This is a genomic window from Enterococcus sp. DIV0170, from assembly GCF_051710765.1.
Classification (GTDB): Bacteria; Bacillota; Bacilli; order Lactobacillales; family Enterococcaceae; genus Enterococcus_A; species Enterococcus_A raffinosus.
In genome coordinates, this window is record NZ_JBIOLG010000001.1 from 1,729,853 (window position 1) to 1,753,868 (window position 24,016).

The following is a 24,016-nucleotide window of genomic DNA, read 5'->3' on the forward strand; positions in this document are numbered from 1 at the left end:
GGTTACAACCGTATAAGACTGAATTCGGAGGTGAAATCCATGCCAAACATTGAATCTGCAATCAAACGTGTTCGCACTAGTGAAGCTGCTAATGCTAAAAACTCATCACAAATGAGCGCAATGCGCACTACTGTTAAGAAATTTGAAGAGGCTGCTGCTGCTGGCGCTGAAAATATGAATGACCTTTATAAAGAAGCTGCTAAAGCAATTGATATGGCTGAATCAAAAGGTTTGATCCATAAAAACAAAGCAAACCGTGACAAAGCACGTCTTGCTAAAAAATTAGCTAAATAATAAAAACCGATCAATTGATCGGTTTTTTTATTTGTTTTTGATTGTAAAAATAAGATCGATACTGATAGTATCGATCTTATTCTTTTACTTGTTAGATAATTCAGTGTAGCTCTTCACTCGTTCTTCCATGTCTTCAACTGTTTGATTCAACATTTCTTCTACTACGGAATCATCCTTCTTGATGTTATGCAACGCAGAGAAGCGTGTTTGCCCTTCTAAGAAGGCATTCATCTTGCTGAAGTCTGTTTTCTTGAAGTCGATGCGCATTGGGTCTTTGCCCTTTTGTGCTCGGACTGGATCGTAACGATAAAGCGGCCAATAGCCGGATTCTACAGCTTTAACCGATTCTTCGATTGACTGGCTCATTCCGCCACGTATTCCATGATTGATACATGGTGTATAGCCGATAATCAATGATGGTCCTGGGTAAGCTTCTGCCTCTTGGATTGCTTTTAATGCTTGTGTCGGATTTGCTTCAATCGCAACCTGTGCGACATACACATCACGATAAGTCATAGCAATCATACCAAGGTCTTTCTTCTTCGTCTTCTTACCACCCGCTGCAAATTTTGCAATAGCAGCTGATGGCGTAGCCTTCGACATCTGTCCCCCAGTATTAGCATACACTTCATTGTCCATTACAAGGATATTTACATCCTCACCAGATGCTAAAACATGATCGATTCCGCTAAAGCCGATATCATAGGCCCAACCGTCTCCACCAATGATCCATTGACTAGGTTTAGCAAACATATCTTTATCAGCTAAGATGGATTGTAACTCATCATTTGTTTCTTCGCTTAGAACAGCACGCAACTTAGCCGCACGCTGCTGGCTGCCTTCACCTTCCAACATGTGATTCAACCAATCTTGTAGCTGTGCTCTTGTATCCTCTGTCCCAACACCGTTTTCTAGCGCTTTGGAGATTTTGTTCGCCAAACGATTCCGTTTCGTTTCATTGGCCATATGCATACCTAAACCATACTCAGCATTGTCTTCAAAGAGCGAGTTGCTCCATGCAGGACCGCAGCCCTCTTGATTGACCGTATATGGTGTAGCTGGTGCAGAACCGCCCCAGATAGAAGAACATCCAGTGGTGTTAGCAATCATCATTCGATCACCAAATAACTGAGTTAGCAACTTCACGTAAGGAGTCTCACCACAGCCAGCACAAGCGCCTGAGAATTCAAGTAGGGGCTGCTCAAATTGAGAACCTTTTACTGAAAATTTCTTGGCCGGATTTGCTTTTTGACGCAGGGTCATCGCAAATGCCCAATTTACCGCTTGTTCTCTTTGTTCTTCGTATGACTTCATAACCAATGCTTTTTCTTTTGCAGGACAAGCCTCTACACAGAGTCCGCAACCGGTACAGTCTTCTAAAGACACTTGAATACGATATTTGAAACCATCTTTTCCGCGCATATCCCGAGTGATAAATCCTTCAGGTGCTGCTTCCATCTCTTCCTCGTCTGCAAGGAACGGACGAATCGCTGCGTGAGGACAAACAAAGGCACATTCATTACACATCGTACAAGCCTCAGGAATCCATTCTGGAACCTCTAAAGCAATACCACGTTTTTCATAAGCAGCAGTACCAGAAGGCATTACACCGCCCAACATACCATTTTCAATCAAATCACCCACTGAAAGCTGATTGCCTTCTTGACGATTGATTGGTTCTAAAATATTACGAATATAGGCTGGTTTATTTTGATCTTCGTCATCAACAAGTGTTTTCACTTCAATCGTTGCCCACTCGGCTGGAATTTCGATTTTTTTCAGTTCAGCTACAGTAGCATCAATCGCCTGCCAATTTCGTTCAACAATTGTTCTTGATTTTTTCCCGTAGGCTGCGTCTACTTCTGCTTTAAGCAGCGGCAGATAGGTCTCATGATCCATAATATCTGTTAACTCAAAGAAAGCTGTTGACATTACTTGATTGATCCGACCGCCAAGTCCCGTTTTTTGAGCGATCTCCATTGCGTTGATGATGTAAAAATTAATATGATGCTCTGCTAAATAACGTTTGATTCGACTTGGTAATAATTTTTTGACCTTTTCCTCATCCCAAACTGTGTTCAGTAAGAAGGTCCCACCATCTTTCAATCCTTTGACTAGGTCATATTGATGAATATAAGCACTATTATGACAACCGACAAAATCAGCGGCTTCCACATTATAGGTAGAAAGAATTGGTTCTTTCCCAAAACGGAGATGAGAATTTGTTAAGCCCCCTGATTTCTTAGAATCATAAGAGAAATAAGCCTGCGCATAATAATCGGTATTATTCCCGATAATTTTGATTGCTTGTTTATTTGCTCCAACTGTTCCATCTGAACCAAGTCCCCAGAATTTTGCTTGGAATGTTGATTTTGGTGTCAGATCTAATACACTACTCATTGGAAGAGAAAGATTTGTTACATCGTCATTTATCCCCACAGTAAACCGCTGTTTCATATCAGCAACTGGTAATAATAAATGATCAAAAACTGCTACGATTTGATCTGGCGTTACGTCTTTTGAAGCAATACCGTAGCGACCGCCAATAACGATTGGACGGTTTGTATGACGATATAGCACGCTTTGGACGTCTAAGAGCAATGGTTCTCCATCAGAACCTGGTTCCTTCGTCCGATCCAAGACAGCTACTTTCTCTACAGTTGTCGGTAATTTTTCCAATAAGTTCTCTGCTGGAAATGGACGATATAGATGAATATCCAAAAAGCCGACCTTTCGACCATTCTGATTCAAATAATCTACTGTTTGCTGAATCGTTGGTGAAGCTGATCCCATAGCAATGATTACTTCTGTCGCTTCGGGATCTCCGTAATAATTCGTCAAATCATAATTTGTACCGCGCAATGCATTGATCTTGCCCATGTATTTTTGGACAATTGCTGGCATTTCATCATAATAACGATTCACTGTTTCTCTTTGTTGGAAATGAATATCTGGATTTTGTGCGGTACCAGATACATTTGGGCGATTTGGATTCATCCCTAAACGTCTGAAATCAGCTAACGCTTCCCAGTTCATCATTGCCTTTAGATCTTCATAGTCAATCACTTCAATTTTTTGCAGTTCGTGACTCGTTCTAAACCCGTCGAAGAAGTTCATGAAAGGCAGTTTGCCCTCAATACTCGCTAAATGGGCAACGGCAGACAAATCCATTACTTCCTGAACGCCACCTTCAGCCAGCATACAAAAACCTGTTTGCCGAGCTGCCATTACATCACTGTGATCTCCAAAAATACTTAATGCATTCGTAGAAACTGCACGTGCTGCTACGTGAAACACAGTAGGTAACAATTCACCAGCAATCTTAAACATGTTCGGAATCATCAGCAGCAAACCTTGTGAAGCGGTATATGTTGTAGTTAAAACACCTGTTTTCAAAGATCCGTGAACGGTTCCGGCAGCTCCTGCTTCTGATTGCATTTCAACCACTTTTACTGTTTCATTAAAAATGTTCTTGCGACCTTGCTCTGCCCATTCGTCAACGACTTCTGCCATTGTTGAACTAGGCGTGATTGGATAGATTCCGGCAACTTCCGTAAACGCATAAGAAATATGGGCTGCCGCAGTGTTTCCATCCATCGTTTTCATAGTTTTCATCATTTGCACCTCGCTTAAACCAATTGCTCCTGTCTTGTCTTTTGAATATACTGATCAATTTCATTTGCTGCTATTTTCCCTGCACCCATGGCTAAGATGACGGTTGCCGCACCTGTAACGATGTCACCACCGGCGAAAACTCCTGGAATTGACGTCGCACAAGTTTCCTCATCCGCATCAATATATCCCCATCTATTTAGTGCTAGTTCAGGGAAAGTGTCCAATAAGACTTTATTGGCTCCTTGTCCGATTGCTTCGATTGCTGTATCTGCTTCAATAATGAATTCACTACCTGGAATAACGATTGGTCTTCGACGTCCCGATTCATCCGGTTCGCCCAATTCCATCCGAACACACTTGACCGCCTTTAATCGCCCAGCGCCATCATCCATGTATTCAACAGGATTGCTTAACCAATGATACTCTATTCCTTCTTCTACTGAGTGATGATATTCTTCCTCACGAGCAGGTAATTCTTCCAATGACCGACGATACACGATAGAAACTTTGTCAGCACCTAAACGTTTGGCAGAACGTGCTGCATCCATCGCTACATTTCCGCCGCCAATGACAACGACATTTTTCGATTTCTGAACAGGTGTATCGTAGGTTGGAAATTGATAACCATGCATCAGATTTACACGTGTCAAGTACTCACTTGAAGAGTAGACACCGTTTAATGATGTTCCTTTGATTCCTTGGAATCTAGGGGCACCTGCTCCCACTGATAAATAGCACGCATCAAATTCGGAAAGAATCTCATCCATTGTAATTGTTTTTCCAACGACCACGTTGGTTTCGATTTTCACACCCTGAGCGACGATTCGTTCAATTTCTTTCTTCACAGTACTTTTTGGTAAACGGAATTCTGGAATTCCATATGTGAGTACGCCACCTGGCGCATGCAATGCTTCATAAACAGTCACATCGTACCCCAGCTTCACCAAATCTCCAGCTGCCGTTAACCCGGAAGGTCCTGATCCAATAACTGCAACTCTACCCTTATCGCCAGTGACTTCCTTATATTCTACTGGTTGCTCTAAAGCCCAGTCCGCCACTAAGCGTTCCAGTTTTCCGATCGCTACTGGTTCAAATTTTTTCGATCGTCCTAAGCGACATACCATCTCACATTGCTTTTCCTGTGGACAAACACGCCCACAAATTGCTGGTAGATTCGTATAACGACTTAAAATCTCGTAGGCTAATGGCATATCGCCTTCTTCGATTGCTTTAATAAAGCCAGGGATATCAATCATTACGGGACAATTTGTAATACAAGGCGCATTTTTACATTGCAAGCAACGGCTTGCCTCTAATTGTCCCTCTTCTAACGTATAGCCTAAAGCGACCTCGTCGAAATTCTGATTTCGAACCTCAGGTGCTTGTTCTCGCATCGGGGTTTTTGTATAACTGCGTTTAGCCATTTGTATTCACCTGCTTTTCATAGCTTTCATTCGCCAGTAATTCTTCCGGACGGTATTGCTGCATCCGATTGACGAATTCATCCCAATCGACTTCTTCGCCTAAAAATTCTGGTCCATCAACGCAAGCAAATTTAATAGAGTTCGCCACAGTTACACGACAGCCTCCGCACATCCCCGTTCCATCAATCATGATCGGATTCAATGAGACATAGATAGGTACATCATATTTTTGTGCTGTGAGTGTACAAAACTTCATCATGATACTTGGTCCAATTGCCCAAGCCATTGAGATGTCTTCCCGTTTGAAGACCTCTTCCATTGCCTGAGTTACTAGACCCTTTTGACCCACAGAGCCATCATCTGTCATCAAAATCAGTTCGTCAGAATACTGTGCGCATTCCTCCTGCAGAATCAATAACTCCTTATTTTTCGCCCCGAGAACAGTAATCACACGATTACCCGCCTCTTTTAATCCTTTAACGATTGGGAATAATGCCGCGATTCCAACGCCACCGCCAACTAAGAGAACGGTCCCATAATTTTCGATATCCGTTGCCTTACCAAGTGGTCCAACAATATCCATTAAGGCTTCTCCAGCCATAACAGTAGCGAGCTGGGCAGTTGATTTGCCGATCACTTGAAAGATTAAGCGTACCCAACCCGCTTCTTTGTCCGTATCCACGACAGTTAGCGGAATCCGCTCACCTTGTTCGTCGATTCGCAAGATCACAAACTGCCCTGGTTGTGCTTTCTTGGCAATTCGTGGTGCCTCAACTAAAATTTCATATTCAGTTGGCGCCAGTTCCTTGCGTTCTAATACTTTAAACAAAATCTCACTCCATTCTTCCCAGGTGACCCTTATTCCGCTGCTTCTACCAAAGCTTTCACAAATGCTTTCAATACTTCTTCATCCTCATCATCAGCTTCATTTTCAATTTTCACTGTTTCCGCTGCTTTTTTCGCTCCAGTTTTCGCAAAAGCCTCATCAAATGCAACTGCTGCATGACAGAAGTAATCTGGATACAGTTCGCTATCTCCACTTCCTACTACACCATAAATTTTTCCTGATAGATCTTCGTCAGGTAATTCTTCATGTAAATCTTCTAAGTCAAACGGCAGTTCACCATCTCCATCGGTATAAGTAGCTAGGACACAGATATCCGCATCTTCATAAAAATCTGCTTCTGCATCATCCGCTTCAACGCGTTCAACGTCGACGCCAATTTCTTCAAAAGCATCCTCCAAAATTTCAGAAATTCCTTCTGTGTTTCCTGTGTTGGTTGCATAAACGATTTTTGCTAGTGTCATTTTGTTCATCCTTTCTTTTTTGGGTTTATACATTTGTGGTGCATATATAAAGTCAGACGAGCTGACTATTATCACTTTGAAATAAGAACTTTTGTACCTCTAACTTCAAAATCAGATCCATCAACTGATGGCTTTCTAATTGAGAGTAATTCTCACAAGGTTTCTTCAATCTCTTTGTTTTAGGTAATTAACACCTTGGTATTATCATACCTTAAAATAGTGAATTATTAAACATTGCTGAGAGATTTTTATTCTAATTTTTTCGATAAACAGTTCCCTATTCGTGTTTTTTTATCTCCCTTATGCTTCACAAGAAAAAAAGTTGTATTTTTTCTGAAACTATCATAAAGGTATCGCTTTCTAAGAATGACAAAAAAGAGCTGATAAAACAAAACATTTTGTTTATCAGCTCTCTTTTTCGCGTTTATCACCTATAAATATGGGAAAATAATCGGTTCAAATTCTTTCTATTTTTTAATTTTTTCGGTTGTTTTTAGAATGAACAATTGAAAGTTCATTTCTTTATCTGCTTGTCCTGTCTTCACTTCATAATCGTTTTCAACCAACTCATCATACATCGATACAAGTAATTCTAGTGGAAATTTCGCGACTTGTTGCATTGCTAATTTCACTCGATAAGGATGGACACCTAACGTTTCTGCAATATTAGCTTGCTGATAACCGGTTTTTTGTAAAATTTTTGTTTGCAAAAGCAATCGAATCTGTCCAATTAATATTGCCGTTAGCTTGATCGTTTCTTCCCCTTGCAAATGTAATTCCTCGTAAGTTTGATAAGCTTTTTCTGTGTCTCCCTTTAAAATTCGTTCAGTCAATTCAAAAATGTTATGTTCCAATGTCTTTGGTACCAAATCCTCTACTAGTTGAAGAGTGATAGTGCCTCCCTCACCAGCTAATAGAAGTAATTTTTCAATTTCATTCATCGCCTTTGAAAGATCAAAGTCTGTTAAGCGTAAAAATAGATCAAATGCTTCTTTTGAAATTTTCACATGTTCGTTGCTAATATAGCGCTGTAGGAAGCTGCGAAGATCTCGCTCTTGCAAAGGAGCTGCGTCAACAATAGTGGTTTTCTTCAGTGCTTTTGTAATTTTTTTCCGAGCATCCAGTTTGGGATAGTTCGCCCAAAAAACAACAATCGATGTGTCTAATGGCTGCTTCAGATATTCTACTAATCCATCAACGTCTTGGTCTGGCACATTGCTTTTTTTCTCTCCTGTTAAGAAGTAAGGTTTCTCAACAAAAATCAATCGATAATCACCAAAAAAAGGCAAGGTTTCAGCCTCATCAATCACCGCACCTAAACCATTTTCTTCCATATCAAAGGACATAAAATTTAATTCTTCTAAATCATCTTTTTTCATTCGATCCATAAAAGCTTGCCGAATTTCCTGAATCAAATAATCTTCCGTTCCAGTAATCAAATAAACCGGTTTTAATGGTTCATTTCTAATCTGTTGAATAGCTTCCTGTGTGTTCATGTAACTACTCCTAACTTGTATTCAAAACTATAAAAATAGGCTGATCATTCTTCTACTCACAAAGAGAAAAAGCTTCAACTTTCCATGCTACCACGTTTATTCCGGAAAATCTATCATGACTTTAACCCTTCCTCGTTTCGTCACCGCTGACCATTGATAGTAGATCATCCCGTGTTGATCAGTTCTTAATATTCGAATCTGATGTTTCTTTAACTTTTCTAAAGTTTCCTCTGTGGGATGACCATAGCGGTTCGTTTTACCTACAGAAATAATACCATATTTAGGAGTGATTTTTTCCAACAGCTCTTCACTCGTCGAAGTATTACTGCCATGATGCCCAACTTTGAGAAAGTCTGTTTTCAATTGCGGATAATTCTTCAGCAAGTCCTCTTCACCGGATATTTCTAAGTCTCCTGTTAATAAAAAGCGCTTCTTATTTAATTGAAAATAAGTGACAAGAGAATCATTATTCTTGCCTTCACTTTTTTTCGGTGACAATATTTGAATCTTTAAGTAGTTTCCGACAGTATCTCCTTGCTTTATCAGATGAATCTTTGTCCCTCTAATTTTTCTTATCATGCTCTGTAACTCTTTTTGCGACCCTCGAGCCAAATAAAGATTTTTCACTTTTATTTCATCGAGTACATGAACTAACTCACCCATATGATCCGCATCATTATGAGTCACCAGCAAATGATCAATCTTGCGACACCCCTGCGATTTTAAAAATGGCAATAAATTATAGTCAGAGAGATGTTTTGATTGCCTTTTCTGCCAATTGTCCTGTTTAAAAGTTAATTTTCCACCAGTATCTATCAAAAAAGTTTCTCGTTTAAAAGGAAGCTTGATAAAAATGCTATCCCCTTGTCCCACATCAACAAAGGCTACTATACCGTTGGTTGATATAGAGATTGAGCCGAGAAGAAAAAAAGCTGTGATCAAAAAAAGATAAATGCTCTGATGATATTTTAACCGATCAATAATCAAAAGAACTACTATTAGAAGAAGAAGAAATAGAAAAAATGATGGTTTTCCAATCGTGAAATTAGGGAAAGTAAAGACCTGCAAAAATTTCTCAAGAAGTAAAAAGAAAAACTCTATCGTATTACTTAGTATTTTCGGTATTGGAGCAAAACAGCCTAGAAAAAGTAGTAAGCATCCAGGTAAAATAATCCATTCAAAAATTGGAAATAGCAGTAGAGTTAGTACACCGCCAATTATGCTCCATTCACTAAAACTAAAAATCAATATTGGCAAAGATAAAACAGAGAAGACGAGCGTCTGCTTCCGCGTGTGAATAGGCAAATCGTTTAAATATAATAGTATCAAAGCAAAGTACAGACTTAACTGAGCACCTACAGACCAAAGAACTAATGGAAAGCTTAAAACTAATAGGAACAGCATTATGCTCCATTGATCTAGTTTAGAAAGTAAAATATCAAAAGTCTGACAGACAAAACCAATGATAAAGCTTAAAACCGCTCGAATTGTACTAAAACCGCCACCTGTCAAAAGAATGAATAATACGCCGATACAACTTAAAAAAATGAAACGCGAGTTCCTTGTTAAACGCGCTCTCTTCAACAGCAAATGAACGCCTCCCAAATAAAATTGGATATGCATTCCTGACAAAGTAAATAAATGTAACAGTCCAGACGCTTTGTAAGCTGATGTATATTCTGTGAATGCCGCATCCTTGTAGCCAATTACCAAAGCCTTAAGGTAGCTGGCAAGTCGGTTAGAATACCTTTGATCTATGCGAAAAATCAACTGCTGTCGTAAATCACTCAGGTTAAATCCTCTTCGATCAAGTTGCGTTAATGAATTCACTTGAAGAATTCCTTGGAAACCAAGACTTTGGTAATGGGCTTTTGCATTAAAGCCTTTGAGATTTCTTGCTATATCAAACGTTTCCAATTCTCCGCTAACTAGTCCTAGATTTGGCGGCTGATTAGCAGTCCAACGTTGTTTTTCAACTGGAGACTTCAATGAGTAATAAAGCACGTACTTTTTACCATCGACTTTCCCGATCATTTTTAAGGAACTGCCATCAACAGTGATCGAATCAGATTGAATATGGACGGTTTTATTTAATATAGATTCTGAAGATTCCGAAAACTGGTCTACATAATAATACGTTCGTAAACCAATAAAAATGCTGCATAAAAAAGCCAACAAAAGCATCTTGTGGCTTTTCATGCAGCAAAGTCGAATCAATAAAATAGTTGCTAGTAAAAATAACCAACCATTAAACTGATAGATCAGACTAGCAAGCAAAATCGCTAGTAGAATCGGTACAATTAAAAAATTACGAAAAGAAGCTAAGGGTTTGGTAATGTGGCAGCATCTTCTCCTAGCTGAAGTTTTGTAAAATATTTACTTTCTAGATGTACTTGATGTGCACTCGCTCCTACTTGATCGATCAACTCAATCGCATATGGATCATTACGATAGTCTTTCAAGTAATGAATTTTCTTGATGCCGGCCTGCAGGAGCGCCTTTGTACATTGTAGACAAGGAAAATGAGTTACATACACCTCGGCTTGATCCGTTGCAATACCTAGTTTGGCACATTGTAGCAATGCATTCATTTCCGCATGGATCGTGCGAAGACAATGACCATCTACGACATAACAACCATCATCAACACAGTGTACATCTCCACTGACAGAACCATTATAACCTCCTGCGATGATGCGTTTATCACGAACGATTGTAGCACCCACTTCTAAACGGGTACATGTACTCCTCAATGATAATAAAACAGCTTGCGCCATAAAATATTGGTCCCAAGGTATTCTTTCAGTCGTCAAATTTTTACCCTCTCTTTCGATCTTTCTTATATTGTAATCGAGTCCTTTAAATTTTCAAGCATCTTTTCGTCGATGTTGGCTACTTTCATCACCCTCTCACTCTTAGGAAAACTGCCATTTTTCCAGTGTTACTAAATATTACACATTCTATTTTTTACCGATTCTTAGCCAATGCCGCCTATGGTATTCATTTATATCAAAGTACGCAAACGAACCTGTTTGCTTCTTATTCACAAGTATTAGCAATGATTATTATGCTAATGTAAAAACATTCCTTCACATTTATTGGCGACAAAAAAGTGATAACTCGTACCTTACAAGGATAAGTTATCACTTAAAACTATTTAGTCTACAAAACATACACTTATTTTAATCGTCGATTATTCTTTTTCTACTAAAAATGAAGAAAAAAACTAATGCTCCGAACAATGCGTAACCTGAAATAAGACAATAAATTGTTTGTATAGATATTATTTTTGCCAATAGGCCGTAGATTAGGCTAAAGAGGATCATTACTACATTTTGTCCCAATCCGTAAAATGACATTACCGTAGCTCTGCCTTCATCAGTGATTGTTTCTTGTAGCGACTTGATTAATAGCACTTCGGAAATAGACATGATCATCATTGAGGCACCGAAAGTCACAACAGCATAAGTGTGCCAAAGAAAAGTGAAGACCGCTAAGAAACCGCCTGCAAAGCCATATAAAATAAATATCCATCGAATTGATCTGCACTTTTTATCAACTTTGGGGGCTAACAAATCCCCTAAAGCAATAAAAATGAATCGCACAGTTAACAAAACACTCACCCAGTAGTAATCCGCCTTTAAGTCGCGTACAATCAACGCATCGAACTCATCAAGATAACTTACAAGACTAGAAAACAGAATAAGAAAAAAGACAGTCAGCAGAGAAAGAGTGCTGTTCCTAAAGAGCTGGGCCGCATCCTTAAATGTTCTATGAATAGCAATCGTCGAGTCATTTAATTGACTTGCATAATAATTTTTCTCCTCAAGTTTTGAGGCAAGCAACGCGTTGATGAGACAGATACATGCAGACAAAAGAGAAATTTCCGCGAAGCTAAAAAAAGTCACTAAAACACCGCTAATAACAATGCCAGTCAAATTTCCAACGTTTGCGAAAAAACGGCTCCTGCCATAGATTTTGCTAAATTGGTCTTCACGATTTTTACTCTTCAGATTATCATAGATTAGACTTTCCTCTGTGCCAGAAACAAAAGCGTTTCCAATGGCCCAAAAGAAAAAACCAACAGCAAACAAACTGAATGATTGAGAAAAAGACCAGATAAAAAACAAAAACCTTCAACAAATGAAGCAATAACCAACATATTTCTACGGCTCCATCGATCGGCAATATACCAGAGGGTATTTCAAATAAAATACTGAACCCACTCCAGAGAGAAACAAGGATAGCAATCTCAGATATACTCATCCCTCTTTCAATAAACAAGAGCGTGTAAAATGCATAAATTGGCAGACAATGACTCATAAATTTGTAACAATACAATAACTTATCATTAAATGGTATCATTTTTTCTCCTCCCTTTTGTTTTTGAGCAAAACTATTTCAGGGAGGTCCTCGAACATTTTTTTGAGATTCGTTTTAACAAGGGTATCGAATCATTTTCATGGTTTCTCATCTCCTGACTATGGAATTTTTCGAGCACTTTTTGTAAACGCCATATTCTTTCTTATATTGTAATTGAGTCCTTTAAATTTTCAAGCGTTTTCTCACCAATACCGGATACTTTTGTCAGATCATCGATCGTGCTGAAACTGCCATTTTCCTCTCGATATTTGATTATATCCGCCGCCTTTTTCTCACCAATTCCTGATAATTTCTGCAATTCTGTCGCATCTGCTGTGTTGATGTTGATCTTTTCTTGAGATTCCCCTCCAATTGATCCATCTGACTCTACTGTTGCTTCTTTTAATCTAGGAATTTCCTCTCCAACTTTAGGTACATAAATGATTTCTTGGTCCGACAAAAGCTTTGAAAAATTGATCTGATTCTGATCCGCCTCAGCTGTAAACCCACCTGCAAGATCAATAGCATCCATTAAACGCATACCTTTTGAAATACGATACATTCCTGTTTTTTTGACCGCTCCTTTGACATCGACATACCACTCTTGATTGATAGATTCACTTGTCTCTACCCTACTGCTCTCTGAAGAAAAAACGGCTGGATCTGTTAGCTCTTCTTCAGATGTTCTGGAAAAGAAGAAAAAAAGAATAACTGTAAGAATAGTCGGTACTGCTAGCCAGTAAGGATACTTTTTTAAATACTCTTTCATAACTACCTCCTTTCCAATAAGTTACGCAAACGATCCTCATTTTTCGGTCTATTTTTTCTCAAAAAAAAAGAATGTTAGATTTATTATCTAACATCCTTAATGACTTCTATTTCATTGATTCCAAATACTTTAAAGCATCCTTCACTGTCTTCACTGGAACGATCTTCATATCTGTATCCAGCTTTTTAGCTGCTGCTTTGGCTTCTTCATAATTGGATTTAATACCTGGTTGTGCTTCCTTCATTTCTTTTGTAATCTCATCATCAGGAGCGAAAAAGACCTTATTTTTATCCGCCGCTGCACTAGCGACCTTCTTATCAATCCCGCCAATTCTTCCGACTTCTCCTTCAGAATTAATCGTTCCAGTCCCAGCGATCTTCTCACCGTGACGCAGATCCTTGTCAACGAGCTGTTCATAAATTTCTAGTGTAAACATTAAGCCAGCAGAAGGTCCACCGATATCACCAGCATCCACCTTCACTTTATCCTGCGAGTCAATCTCCGTGTGATCAGTTAAAGTAATTCCAATCCCGGGCTTTTTATCTGTTGGTAATTTAATCAACTTCTCGGTAGCTTCTTTTGTTTTGCCATCATGTGTATAGGTCACTTTCATTTTTTGACCGACTTTTTGGGATTTTACGTACTTCATAAAATCTTCGCTGCTGGTAAATGTTTTTCCATCTGCTTTTGTAACCGTATCACCAACACTAATTTTTCCAGCAAAATTTGAATTTTTCTCTACACCTAGTACATAGACCCCTTTGTACTCCATTTTATAAGGTCTATTAGCTAATTTTAAAGCTTGTTCAATTGCAAAATTTTGAGACGTTTCCATATTGAATTTTTGAATCTGCATATATTCGTCATCACTAGCACCGCCTGTCAGTTCATCAGCAGAAATAATTTCATGAAAAGGTTCAATTTTTGCTTTTAGAGCTGTAAAAACCGTTGCTCGACGTATACCAACTGAGGTTAAGCTAAAAGATCCTTTGTTTTCATCCTTTTTATCATTGACTGTAATCAACTCTTTTAAATTGATTGTCTCTCCTGGCTCCTCGATGTAATAAGGAATCGGTACAATCACACAAGCCACCACTGCTAATGCTAAAAATATAAGTAATAATCGTTTGACGAGTTTATTATTTTTCACTATTCTCACGCTTCTCTTCCAACGCCCGATAGACTGCATCAGGCACATATTCTTTAATATCTCCTTTAAAGGCCCAGACTTCCTTCAAAATTGAAGAACTAATATGACTGTATTTCGGTTCTGCTAACAAAAAAACTGTTTCTAATTTATGGTCTAAATGATGATTCATATAAGCAATCTCTTTTTCATATTCATAATCTTTGACACTTCGAATGCCCCGCAGCAAAAATTTTGCTCCGAGCTTCTCTGCGACATTAACTGTCAGCTCATTTTCCTGACCAATCACCCGTACGTTAGGAATGTGTGCTACGGTCTCCTTCACAACCTCAAGCTTCTCTTCTGACGTGAAGTAACTTTTTTTCGTTGTATTCACAAAAACGCCAATGATTAACTCGTCAAATAATTTTGCTCCCCGTTCAATTGTATCAAGATGACCCATAGTCAAAGGATCAAAGCTACCAGGGAAAAGCGCAATTCGTTTCATCCTAATCCTCCCAATCGTAAATCGTTACAGCAGTAATCCCATAATCTTGACGTTTACGTTCTTTCAAATTGCCGATTGCTTCAGGCAGAACGATTTCTTTCCCCGTCTCACATACAACGATTGATGTTCTGTTCAGTAAGTCATTCTCAAGCAACAGATTGATCTGCTTCACGATTTCTTGTTTTGCATAAGGCGGATCCAATAGCACTAAATCAAATTTCACTTCATTCGCAATCAGCTGCTGAATTGCCTGATTTGCCGGCATTTTCATCAATTGAAAGGCTGATTCGTTCTTCGTCACAGCAATATTTTCACGAATGATCTCCATAGCGCGAAAGTTTTTCTCTACCAAAACGGCTTGATCCATCCCACGAGAAACAGCCTCGATTCCTAGAGAGCCGCTACCAGAAAATAGATCCAATGCTTTTCCTCCGTCGAAATACGGGCCGATCATATTAAAAATAGCACCTTTTACCTTATCCGTCGTAGGTCGTGTATTATTTCCTGATAAAGTTTTTAATTTACGACCACCAAATTCACCTGCAACCACTCGCATGAATTACATGCCCCTCTCATTACTATTCATCAGTCAAATGCACAGCTAAGGATATCTCTGTTTGATATAATCCAAAGTCCATTCAGGCTCATTTGACCTCTTTATTATCAAAGAAAAAGATGAAAAATGTTTGAACAAATCAGACATTTTTCACCTTACTTAGACTGTTTCAGCTAATCGAATCTTTGTATTGGCTTCCACGACATCCAACTCATCGTCATCTTTAACTTGATAAGCGGCCTTCGTTCCAATTCGATCCGCAAAATTCATTTCAATATCTGGTCGATACGACCGCTCAACTTGACGTACAAAATGTAAGCCCTGTAGCTTATCTTCTGTTTCATCAACGACCTCTTCATTCACATACAAAACGACGTATTTCATTTTTCTTGAGACAAAATGAATCAAACCAAATCGTTTTAAGGTTTTTAATTGCTTTAAAGAATATACCCAAACAATGATTCCTCGTCTTTTCTGCATTACAAATTCTATGTTATCCATGACAATTCCCCTTACAACTAGGATTTCCAGTTTCAAAAAAAGGATTTCCCGCATTGACTTTGATTTCTGATGAGATGGTTTTTGCCAAACAAATGCCAATTTCATCTAAAAGTTGCTGAAAATCAGTCTCAGCAAGGCGATAAGCGGCGACTTTCTCATTCAGATCAAGAGCTCGCTTGCTTAAACGAACGTTTCGTTGCTGTTGGCGATAATTTGGCACATACTCGCCGTAAACAGCGATTTGTTCATATTTATCCTTTTCTGCTTGAAACGTTTTTTTTAGCTGTGCTACCTCTGAGCATTCGTTCATCTGTCTCTTTGCTTGCAGATAGTTTTTATAGCATCGACTTGCTAAAATTTCTTGAATCAATCGTTGATTCTGATCCTCTAGCTGAAAAAAAGCATCATTAATGATCAACCTATTCACTATCCTTTGTTTTTTCTGGTTCTTGTAACAAGACTAGCACACTTTCTTGATTAATTGCAACGCCTAGCTCTGAATCGGAGGTCGTCACTATTTCAGTCAAATGTTCATGGCTAATCCAATCCAAGAGATTAAACAACGGATCTATCATTGGCGAATAGAAAAAACCATCTTCATAGTCGAGTTTGGCATTTTTTGCCAAATCTTTAAATTCGGTTGGTGTTAATTCAAAAGACAAATTGCTTAAATGAGCACCCTGATCCGTTTGCCACTCCTCTAAACGATCTGTTTCCAGTACCTTTTTAGGTGTAGTTAAAAAACTTTTTAAAAGCTTTTTACTGTTAGTTATCGAACTGTCAGCAGTTGGCAGCTTTTCCAGTTTGCGTAGCGTTCGATAAACATTCATAGCATTGATTGTACGTTCTTGCTTCTGCTGGTTTAAAAGGGTCCAATCAAGATTGCTTTCTTGAACACGATTCGCTAAAGGATTTCCACTGTTAATCTGATAGGGCATTAAGCGTAAAAGATTTTCAATGTCTAAATAAACGGCTCCTACCAATTTTTCATTATCTCCATTGAAAAATAGCATTGCAAATGTATTGTTGTCAAAAGCAATCAATGGTCGAAAACGCATATCGTTTTCACTCAATTCAATCTGCACAGGTTCTTCGTCATAACTTAATGCAAAATCCGCAGATAGATTGATCTGATCTGACAGTTGACTGCTACTCATTCCAAGTTTGAACGGTTTGACATCAGCCTTCTTTGCCATCACTTTGATTGTACTAACCTGCCCAGACTCTACATTCACTTCCAGAATCCCTTGATCTAGAGAATACTCTCGCGTTTGAAAAAAGAAGCCACTGTCTTCTATCTTGATAGGTCGCCCAAATTCCTCTTCAAAAGTTTCGATGGGTTCTGAAATGTAGTTTGCATACCCCTCAGCCTTAATCGTTTGATGCTTTAACGCCTTGTGTCGGACAACTTGGTTCGTAGGTGCGGCAGGGATCTTTTTTTGCGTAGGCGGAAAGAGGACAGGCTGCAAATAGTAGCCGATCATAACTAAAAACAGAATACTAAGAAAACCAATCACTCTTTTCACGCAACAACGCTCCTAACTCATACTAAATAAAATCAAACTATTTTTCTTTCACTTCAATTAATAAGTCTCCAGAGGTAATACTTTCCCCTTCCTCCACATATAGGTGTGAGACTTTTCCTGCGAAACGAGCATCAATGGAGGTTTCCATTTTCATCGCTTCTGTAATCAATAACGGCTGTCCCTTTTCAACATGATCGCCCTTCTCAACAAGAACTTTCAATACTGAACCTGTCATTGTCGCACCAATCTGTTCACGATTTGTCGGCTCTACTTTACGTTTCGTTTGAACAGCACTCTTGATTGACGCATCCTTAACAAGTATTTCACGACGTTGACCATTCAAGTTAAAGAACAATGTCCGGTTTCCTTCAACATCCGCTTCACCGATTTCATCTAAGCGAATAATCAAAGTTTTTCCCTTTTCGATTTGAACGGTAATTGTTTCCCCTAATCGCATACCACTAAAGAAGGTTGGTGTATCTAACAAAGTAACGTCCGCAAACTGTCCATAGGATTTTTGATAGTCTAAGAAAACTTGTGGATACATTAAGTAGCTTAATACATCCGTTTTACTAGGTTCAAAGCCGATTAATTCTTGTAACTCTTTTTTCACTTTATCAAATTTTACTGGTTCAGCAAACTTACCTGGACGTTCCTGCATCGCAGGACGGCCTTGTAAAATGATCTGCTGTAATTTCTCGGGGAATCCGCCAACTGGCTGTCCTAGCTCGCCTTGGAAGAAGCTGACTACTGAATCGGGATAACTTAACTCATCCCCACGATCGTAAATATCTTGCTCTGTCAATTCATTTTGTACCATGAATAAAGCCATATCACCAACAACTTTAGAAGACGGTGTTACTTTTACAATGTCACCAAACATCATATTAACGGTTTGATACATTTCTTTGATTTCATCCCATTTATCACCTAGACCCACAGCTTTAGCTTGTTGCTGCAGATTCGAATATTGTCCACCAGGCATTTCGTGGTTATATACCTCTGTCTGAGCAGCCATAATTCCATTTTCAAAGCTTGCATAGTATGGGCGAACATCTTCCCAATAATGATTCAATTGACGAACATTCTTCAGATTCAGATCCGGTGTACGTTCTCCATATTGAAGCGCATAATATAAACTGCTCATACTTGGCTGACTCGTTGCCCCACTCATCGCACTTGTAGCAACGTCTACGATATCTACCCCAGCTTTAACAGCGGCAGACAATGTAATAATTCCGTTTCCAGCAGTATCATGAGTATGCAAATGAATCGGCAAATCGGTTGTTTCTTTCAGTTCACTAATTAAACGGAAAGCTGCCTGAGGTTTTAACAATCCGGCCATGTCCTTGATCGCAATCATATGTGCACCGATTGCTTCCAATTCTTTAGCCATATCTTTATAGTATTGAACATTATATTTTGTGCGGCTTGGATCTAAAATATCTCCTGTGTAGCAAATCGTTCCCTCAGCAATTTTTCCAGCATCACGTACGTACTGAATACTTTTTTCCATTTGAGGAATCCAATTCAAGCTGTCAAAAATACGGAAAACATCGATTCCATGATATGCCGCTTCTTTAATGAATTCTTCCAAAACATTATCTGGATAATTTGAGTACCCTACTGCATTTGATCCACGAAACAGCATTTGCAATAACGTGTTTGGCATTGCTTTACGTAATAATTTCAAACGTTTCCAAGGATCTTCTGTTAAGAAGCGGTAAGCTACATCAAAGGTCGCTCCCCCCCACATTTCACTTGAGAACAATTCAGGAATTCCTTCACCCGTAGCTTGAGCAACATTTAATAAATCATGTGTTCTGACACGCGTTGCAAGTAAACTTTGATGGGCATCACGGAAGGTCGTATCAGTAAGCAACACAGAGTCTTGTTTTTTAACCCAATTAGCTACCGCCTCTGGTCCTTCTTTGTCTAAAACATTCTTAGCAGTAACCATTTCTTTTTTCTCAATTTTTGGTGTTCGAGGTGTTTCAAAATAGCGTTTTTCTTGTTTTTCAATTCCTGGAAAACCATTCACTGTGATTTCTGAAATATAGCGCATTGTTTTATTTCCACGGTCGCGAACACGCGGAAACTCAAATAATTCAGGTGTATTATCAATAAACGTCGTTTTCGCATCTCCGCTTTGGAACACAGGATGACTGATGACATTGTGCATAAACGGAATATTGGTTTTCACTCCACGAATTCGGAACTCAATCAAGCAACGTTGCATTTTTTCAATGGCTTGATCAAAATTCAATGCATGGGTACATACTTTTACTAATAAAGAATCAAAGTATGGTGTTACAGTTGCTCCTGCGTAAGCATTTCCTACATCCAGACGTACACCAAAACCACCTGGTGAACGGTAAGTATCAATTTTCCCAGTATCAGGCATGAAGCCATTTAATGGATCTTCCGTGGTTACTCGGCATTGGATTGCCGCACCTGACATTTGGATGTCTTTTTGTTCTGGTAAACCAATCTCTTTGTGCAGGTCTTTTCCTTGAGCGATTAGCAATTGCGAAGTAACAATATCCACTCCAGTGATTAATTCAGTAATTGTGTGCTCAACCTGGACACGAGGATTTACCTCGATGAAATAAAAATTATCACCTTCAACTAAGAATTCGACGGTACCAGCATTTACATAGCCCACGTGTTTCATTAATTGAACGGCCGCTTGACAGATTATTTCTCGTTGTTCATCAGTTAATGAAATACACGGTGCGACTTCAACAACTTTTTGATGTCGTCGTTGAACAGAACAATCACGTTCGAATAAATGAAGAACATTTCCCTTTGTGTCACCTAAAATTTGTACTTCAATATGCTTAGGATTGGCAACATATTTTTCGACGTAGATTTCATCGTTACCGAAAGCCGCTTTCGCTTCACTTTTGGCACGATCATACCCTTCACGTGCTTCTTTTTCATCATGTGCTACCCGCATTCCACGACCCCCACCGCCTAAAGCGGCTTTGATCATGATTGGATAACCGTGTGATTCAGCAAATTCTAAAACACCTTCAACTGTGTCGACCGGACCATCAGAACCTGGAATTGACGGAATTCCTGCTTCTAACGCGGCAGTCTTTGCTTTGATTTTATCGCCGAAAATATCTAAATGGTGCAACTCGGGCCCAACAAAAATTAGTCCCTCTTCCCGACAGCGCTTCGCGAACTCAAGGTTTTCAGAGAGGAAGCCGTAACCTGGATGAATCGCATCCACTTTTGCTTCTTTCGCCACCCGAATAATATCTTCAATATCCAAGTAAGCATCAATCGGTTTCTTCCCTTTTCCGACTAAATATGCCTCATCTGATTTGAAGCGGTGAACGGAATACTGATCCTCTTCAGCAAAGATCGCCACCGTTTTAATGTTTAACTCACTACACGCACGAAACACCCGCGTTGCAATTTCTCCTCTATTTGCTACCAATACCTTTTTCATGCACTTCACTCCTGACTTTTTAAGTATTCATACTCGATTGCGAGTTTTGTCCGTTTTTCATCCGCACTAATATTTAATGCAAAAGCTACGCCCACTGACAATACAAGTAAGCTGTTTCCTCCTTGACTCAAGAATGGGAACGTGATCCCAGTCAATGGAATAATTCCTAAAATACCACCAAGATTAATAAAAACTTGTAATAACAACAAACTTCCAATACCGATACAAATCAGCGAATTGAAAGGTTTTTTCGAACGAATCCCAACCAAGTAAATTCGTGCGATCATAAAAATTAAAATTGCTAATATAATTAAAGCGCCGATCAAACCAACTTCTTCTATTACTATAGAAAAGATGAAGTCCGTATGAGCTTCACTTAAAAAACCTTTTTTCTCAATACTATTTCCCAGTCCACGGCCAAACCAGCCACCATTAAACATAGCGTAATAACCGTTGACCATTTGATGTCCTTGATCTAGCTCATATTTGAAGGGGTTTTTAAAACTCTCAAATCGACTGACAATATATTGGAGCTTCCCTGGAAAAATTGCTTCACCAAAATGCGTTAAAAATTCAATAACAAGAAAACTTCCAACAATTCCTACACCACCAACAATCAAACTATAAACCCAGTTAACTCCGCTAGCCAGAAGCAAGATCAACGCAAGCAATGTGATAATAGCGGCATTTCCCATATCTGGTTGAACGGCTACTAAAAAAATCATTGCAAAAACCAGCATTAGTGGACGTTTCATATCTGTCACGAAATTTTCTTGAATCGTATCTTGACGCTTCGACAAGATATAAGACAAATACCAAACGACCATAATTTTCAAATACTCAGCCGGCTGCATACTAAATGATCCGATCCGAATCCAACCTTTAGCGCCATTCACTTCATCACCAATAAAAAAGACAACAATCAACAAGATGAATATGAAATAAGTCGCAATAATAATTAGCTGCTGACTTTTCAATACATCTGTTTTCATCTTGTACATCAAACTGATCATAATTAAACTTAAAACCCAAAAAATTCCTTGGTTCATCACCAGGCTTGTTGGGTTCACATCATTTGTAATCAGCAAATAGGAAGTTGAACTGTAAACAAAAATCAATCCGATCACAGTCAAAATCAAATAAGGAATCAAAATACTATAATCTAAAAAATGTCGTTTCTTTATCTTCGTTGGCAAGGGTTAAGCCTCCCAGCCGGCATCCGTCAGATCCTGACGAGTTTCGTACAATTCCGTATATAAACGATTTAACTCTGCTTCCAGTTCACTAAGCATTTGCTGCCCTTCTCCGCGCTTCAAGATACCTACCTTTTCAGCAAAGAATACTTGACGTGAGAAGCCATACATTTGTGTATCAACGACTTCCTCAAAAGCTTTACATTGAGAGATACACAAACTATTCGTTTGATTGCGAATCAAAAGCTTGATTCGATCAGCATCTTCTTGCAACACTTTAATGGCAAAATCAGAAGAAATATTTTCCATTCTGCTTCCCTCCTATCTTGATTTCAACATTATAACATAGAAAAAAATTAAAAAGGGAAAAAATACGTGAGACTAAGCTTTTTCTAAACTCTTTGTTCGGATTTTGACTTTTACACAGCCTGTAGAATATTACAAAGAGATTACAACCCAGAAACTTTATATGAAAGCGCGAAAAATCAATTCTTTTTGCAACCCTCTCTGTGAAACAAAACTCCCATATGAAACATAACGGTTTTTTATTATTTCCAATTCCACAGTTTAACAATACGTTGATTAGATTTTGATCGAAGCGATGACACTCGTTCCTTACCGCGACTTATTCACTGAACATTTTTTTAATCCTAAGCACGACAAATAGCCTACTAATTTAGTAGGCAAAAAAATCAACTATTCAATTAATAAAGATCAGCTTACTATGAATCTACCATATACCAACGTTGGATTTTTATATTAAGCAATTACCATGAGTTATTCTCGTTTGCGAATACGATCTAGTAGACGCTTTCGTCTTTTTTTAGGTCGTTCAGACGGTTTTTGAAAGAGCTCCTCATTCGCCTTTTCCTCTGTAATCCTTTCAACTAACACAAGTTGCGGAGGATTTGTGCTGTCATCGATACGAATATCCTCCAACGCAGCTCCAGCAGGTATACAAGCGGAGATTATCACCAGTGCTTGACTTTCAGTCAGCTCCCTTGGATCAACGCCGCGAGGGAATTCAATTGCTTGTACTAGAACATCTGCTTGTGGTTTTGCTTCCGTAATTACTAAGTCTTCGGGAATGCAGATATCCGCTAGTTTCTGTTCAATTTCTGACACCTGCGGCAATGCTTCTGTTTGTTGGATTTTAGCATCAGCTGTTTTTGATACTTCAAGGTCTTTTTGATCGAAGATCGGTGTTTCTCGTTTTTCAATCATCTTTGCATGTAAAACTTTATCAAATAAGCCTATACCATCTTTTTCAAAGAGACTTAGCTTTGTTAATTTTTCTAAAGAGGCTCTGATTTCTTCGGCTGTTTTACTTGGGTCAAATCCTTTTAAGCGTAGATGTTGACTCTTGCCGTTCGTGTTCTCAAATTCAGCATCTAATGTATACATTCATTCTTTCCTTTCTACTTTAATTTTTCTCTTCCTCTTGATTTATCGTCATGAACCAACTAATCCAGCTAATGGCTGTTCGATAAACTGCGTATATATTTTTTTAAGCTTGTCAACAATATATGTTTTGGCAGGGAATAGCTTTATTAACAATAAGCGCCATTCTCTTTTTTCAAAATATTCGGTAAAAAAGATGTAATAGCGGCGCAATGTCGCATTGGACCTAGTTCGTAAAAAGATAAAGTGAACCATATCAGCGAGCATAAAAGAAAAATCCTCTTCACACAACTCTTCTCTCACTTGAAGCGCTACCAATAGTTGGATCGCGCTATTTCCATCTTTCGTATCTTTATAAAAGTGCTTGATTCTTTTTTCTAAAGTCCTGCGCTTTAATGAAAAAAGCTGCTCCCTTTTTAATCCATGTTTCTCTATCATGCGTTATCTCCTTATTTCATCCATATCTTTCATTTAAAC

General features: G+C 38.7%; 21 protein-coding genes. 1 reads left to right on the top strand and 20 read right to left on the bottom strand.

Annotation, left to right across the window (positions count from 1 at the left end; all coding sequences use genetic code 11):
- The first annotated feature begins 39 nt into the window (after nt 1-39).
- Nucleotides 40-294, top strand: a complete 255-nt coding sequence (rpsT, locus tag IGI50_RS08425; protein ID WP_010744899.1) for a 30S ribosomal protein S20 — start codon at nt 40-42, stop codon at nt 292-294.
- Nucleotides 295-378: 84 nt separating this feature from the next.
- Here rpsT and nifJ read toward each other — a convergent pair whose 3' ends face one another.
- The 20 genes from nifJ to IGI50_RS08525 form a co-directional block, all read right to left on the bottom strand.
- Nucleotides 379-3,912: a pyruvate:ferredoxin (flavodoxin) oxidoreductase gene (gene nifJ / locus IGI50_RS08430; protein WP_438776723.1), complete on the bottom strand. Its 3,534-nt coding sequence runs from the start codon at nt 3,910-3,912 to the stop codon at nt 379-381.
- Between the two features lie 11 nt (nt 3,913-3,923).
- A complete protein-coding gene (gltA, locus tag IGI50_RS08435) occupies nt 3,924-5,333 on the bottom strand; it encodes an NADPH-dependent glutamate synthase (RefSeq protein ID WP_438776724.1) in 1,410 nt (469 codons plus the stop codon).
- Nucleotides 5,326-6,162, bottom strand: a complete 837-nt coding sequence (locus IGI50_RS08440; protein ID WP_438776725.1) for a sulfide/dihydroorotate dehydrogenase-like FAD/NAD-binding protein — start codon at nt 6,160-6,162, stop codon at nt 5,326-5,328. Before IGI50_RS08440 ends, gltA begins: the two co-directional genes overlap by 8 nt.
- A 29-nt stretch (nt 6,163-6,191) precedes the next feature.
- A complete protein-coding gene (locus tag IGI50_RS08445; RefSeq protein ID WP_010744904.1) occupies nt 6,192-6,641 on the bottom strand; it encodes a flavodoxin in 450 nt (149 codons plus the stop codon).
- A gap of 467 nt (nt 6,642-7,108) precedes the next feature.
- On the bottom strand, nt 7,109-8,137 hold the full coding sequence (gene holA / locus IGI50_RS08450; protein WP_438776726.1) for a DNA polymerase III subunit delta: 1,029 nt from the start codon (nt 8,135-8,137) through the stop codon (nt 7,109-7,111).
- Between the two features lie 96 nt (nt 8,138-8,233).
- Nucleotides 8,234-10,336 (bottom strand): DNA internalization-related competence protein ComEC/Rec2, encoded by a 2,103-nt coding sequence (locus tag IGI50_RS08455; protein WP_438776727.1) that lies wholly within the window; start codon nt 10,334-10,336, stop codon nt 8,234-8,236.
- A 122-nt stretch (nt 10,337-10,458) separates the two neighbouring features.
- A complete protein-coding gene (locus IGI50_RS08460) occupies nt 10,459-10,950 on the bottom strand; it encodes a ComE operon protein 2 (protein ID WP_218255586.1) in 492 nt (163 codons plus the stop codon).
- A gap of 369 nt (nt 10,951-11,319) precedes the next feature.
- Complete coding sequence (locus IGI50_RS08465; RefSeq protein ID WP_438776728.1) at nt 11,320-12,267, bottom strand: MFS transporter; 948 nt, start codon at nt 12,265-12,267, stop codon at nt 11,320-11,322.
- Nucleotides 12,268-12,662: 395 nt separating this feature from the next.
- A complete protein-coding gene (locus tag IGI50_RS08470; RefSeq protein WP_438776729.1) occupies nt 12,663-13,268 on the bottom strand; it encodes a helix-hairpin-helix domain-containing protein in 606 nt (201 codons plus the stop codon).
- A 106-nt stretch (nt 13,269-13,374) separates the two neighbouring features.
- Nucleotides 13,375-14,418, bottom strand: coding sequence for a SepM family pheromone-processing serine protease (locus IGI50_RS08475; RefSeq protein ID WP_438777582.1), 1,044 nt, complete (start codon nt 14,416-14,418; stop codon nt 13,375-13,377).
- Nucleotides 14,408-14,902 carry a pantetheine-phosphate adenylyltransferase gene (gene coaD, locus IGI50_RS08480; protein ID WP_438776730.1) on the bottom strand — a complete coding sequence of 165 codons (495 nt, stop codon included), beginning with the start codon at nt 14,900-14,902 and terminating at the stop codon, nt 14,408-14,410. Before coaD ends, IGI50_RS08475 begins: the two co-directional genes overlap by 11 nt.
- A 1-nt stretch (nt 14,903) precedes the next feature.
- Nucleotides 14,904-15,458, bottom strand: coding sequence for a 16S rRNA (guanine(966)-N(2))-methyltransferase RsmD (rsmD, locus tag IGI50_RS08485; protein ID WP_438776731.1), 555 nt, complete (start codon nt 15,456-15,458; stop codon nt 14,904-14,906).
- Nucleotides 15,459-15,617: 159 nt separating this feature from the next.
- A complete protein-coding gene (locus IGI50_RS08490) occupies nt 15,618-15,965 on the bottom strand; it encodes a YlbG family protein (RefSeq protein WP_028020682.1) in 348 nt (115 codons plus the stop codon).
- Nucleotides 15,952-16,377 carry a YlbF family regulator gene (locus IGI50_RS08495; RefSeq protein ID WP_438776732.1) on the bottom strand — a complete coding sequence of 142 codons (426 nt, stop codon included), beginning with the start codon at nt 16,375-16,377 and terminating at the stop codon, nt 15,952-15,954. The genes IGI50_RS08490 and IGI50_RS08495 overlap by 14 nt, the downstream gene beginning before the upstream one ends.
- Nucleotide 16,378: 1 nt before the next feature.
- Entirely contained in the window at nt 16,379-17,485 is a 1,107-nt protein-coding gene (locus IGI50_RS08500; protein ID WP_438776733.1) for a CAP-associated domain-containing protein, read from the bottom strand.
- 37 nt (nt 17,486-17,522) lie between these two features.
- Nucleotides 17,523-20,945 carry a pyruvate carboxylase gene (locus tag IGI50_RS08505; RefSeq protein WP_438776734.1) on the bottom strand — a complete coding sequence of 1,141 codons (3,423 nt, stop codon included), beginning with the start codon at nt 20,943-20,945 and terminating at the stop codon, nt 17,523-17,525.
- 5 nt (nt 20,946-20,950) lie between these two features.
- Nucleotides 20,951-22,141, bottom strand: coding sequence for an FtsW/RodA/SpoVE family cell cycle protein (locus tag IGI50_RS08510; RefSeq protein WP_218255593.1), 1,191 nt, complete (start codon nt 22,139-22,141; stop codon nt 20,951-20,953).
- A gap of 3 nt (nt 22,142-22,144) precedes the next feature.
- Nucleotides 22,145-22,447: a YlaN family protein gene (locus IGI50_RS08515; RefSeq protein WP_010744919.1), complete on the bottom strand. Its 303-nt coding sequence runs from the start codon at nt 22,445-22,447 to the stop codon at nt 22,145-22,147.
- A 468-nt stretch (nt 22,448-22,915) separates the two neighbouring features.
- Complete coding sequence (locus tag IGI50_RS08520; RefSeq protein WP_218255594.1) at nt 22,916-23,542, bottom strand: DUF2922 domain-containing protein; 627 nt, start codon at nt 23,540-23,542, stop codon at nt 22,916-22,918.
- A 48-nt stretch (nt 23,543-23,590) separates the two neighbouring features.
- Nucleotides 23,591-23,977 (bottom strand): hypothetical protein, encoded by a 387-nt coding sequence (locus tag IGI50_RS08525; RefSeq protein ID WP_376713206.1) that lies wholly within the window; start codon nt 23,975-23,977, stop codon nt 23,591-23,593.
- Between the last annotated feature and the right edge of the window lie 39 nt (nt 23,978-24,016).

Coding starts and splice junctions, on each gene's coding strand:
- rsmD (WP_438776731.1), bottom strand. CDS start 15,458: ATGCGAGTGGTTGCAGGTGAATTTGGTGGTCGTAAATTAAAAACTTTA.
- IGI50_RS08515 (WP_010744919.1), bottom strand. CDS start 22,447: ATGGAAAATATTTCTTCTGATTTTGCCATTAAAGTGTTGCAAGAAGAT.
- IGI50_RS08505 (WP_438776734.1), bottom strand. CDS start 20,945: ATGAAAAAGGTATTGGTAGCAAATAGAGGAGAAATTGCAACGCGGGTG.
- IGI50_RS08525 (WP_376713206.1), bottom strand. CDS start 23,977: ATGATAGAGAAACATGGATTAAAAAGGGAGCAGCTTTTTTCATTAAAG.
- rpsT (WP_010744899.1), top strand. CDS start 40: ATGCCAAACATTGAATCTGCAATCAAACGTGTTCGCACTAGTGAAGCT.
- nifJ (WP_438776723.1), bottom strand. CDS start 3,912: ATGATGAAAACTATGAAAACGATGGATGGAAACACTGCGGCAGCCCAT.
- gltA (WP_438776724.1), bottom strand. CDS start 5,333: ATGGCTAAACGCAGTTATACAAAAACCCCGATGCGAGAACAAGCACCT.
- coaD (WP_438776730.1), bottom strand. CDS start 14,902: ATGAAACGAATTGCGCTTTTCCCTGGTAGCTTTGATCCTTTGACTATG.
- IGI50_RS08455 (WP_438776727.1), bottom strand. CDS start 10,336: ATGAAAAGCCACAAGATGCTTTTGTTGGCTTTTTTATGCAGCATTTTT.
- holA (WP_438776726.1), bottom strand. CDS start 8,137: ATGAACACACAGGAAGCTATTCAACAGATTAGAAATGAACCATTAAAA.
- IGI50_RS08520 (WP_218255594.1), bottom strand. CDS start 23,542: ATGTATACATTAGATGCTGAATTTGAGAACACGAACGGCAAGAGTCAA.
- IGI50_RS08470 (WP_438776729.1), bottom strand. CDS start 13,268: ATGAAAGAGTATTTAAAAAAGTATCCTTACTGGCTAGCAGTACCGACT.
- IGI50_RS08445 (WP_010744904.1), bottom strand. CDS start 6,641: ATGACACTAGCAAAAATCGTTTATGCAACCAACACAGGAAACACAGAA.